Here is an 858-nt window from a genome sequence, read left to right as displayed (position 1 = left end):
CCCCCACCCTGCCCCTCTCGGAATGGCAGGGGTTGCGTGCCGGTATGCGAATTGCTCCACTTCCGGCCCACCGTCCCACAGGGGGGAATCGCGTGTCCGCTTCGCAGACCGTAGTGCGCTGTGTCATCTACCCGGGCATTGGCATTGCCCGCGTTGGCAATGCACCCGGAGAGCATGACTACTTCATCGGTCCCGAAGCTCCGGGTGAACAGCCCCAGCCTCCCGGCGGCTTCAAGGACGTCCAGGGCCGCATCAAGCGTCAGGCCGCGCGCTTCCGCATCTACGGTCTCGACGCCGCCGGCAACGTGGTGAAGGAGCTCACCGCTGACGACGCCGACATCCAGTGGCGCGTCCACGTCGCCAACCGCAAGGCGGCCTGGTACCAGTTCAACAACGCCATGGACCTCGGGGAGTTCGCCCAGTCGTCCTTGCCGCGCAACGCCTCCACCGTGGGCACGGATCGGCGGCAGCTCGTCATCGACCCCGGCCCCCGCGGCATCTCCGGCCGCGACGCCGCGCCCGTGCGCTTCGACACCGGCACCTTCAAGGGTGAGCCCATGCCCCTCGGCGAGCTGCGCACCGACGAGAAGGGCCGCCTCCTCTTCCTCGGCGGCTTCGGCAAGGCCTGGGGCGCCTCGCCCGTCACCACCTTCGCCAACAACGACGGCTGGAGCGATGACATCTCCGACGGGCCCGTGCGCGCCACCGTCCGCATCGGCGACCAGACATTCGAGGCCGAGCCGGCCATGGTCGCCGTCGCCCCGCCCAACTACGGCCAGGGCCTCTACGCCGTCGTCACCATGTATGACCTGCTCCGCGACGAGTTCGGCCGCGCGGGCTCGATTCCCCTGCCCACCC

At 69.5% G+C, this 858-nt stretch carries 1 protein-coding gene; it reads left to right on the top strand.

Annotation, left to right across the window (positions count from 1 at the left end; all coding sequences use genetic code 11):
- Positions 1 to 92: 92 nt before the first annotated feature.
- Positions 93 to 858: LodA/GoxA family CTQ-dependent oxidase (locus HG543_RS53895; protein ID WP_211194822.1), on the top strand; the 766-nt coding region annotated here is incomplete at its 3' end.

Origin of the sequence: Pyxidicoccus fallax (assembly GCF_012933655.1) — a bacterium.
In the GTDB taxonomy this organism is placed as follows: Bacteria; Myxococcota; Myxococcia; order Myxococcales; family Myxococcaceae; genus Myxococcus; species Myxococcus fallax.
This window is presented reverse-complemented; position numbering and strand designations above follow the sequence as displayed.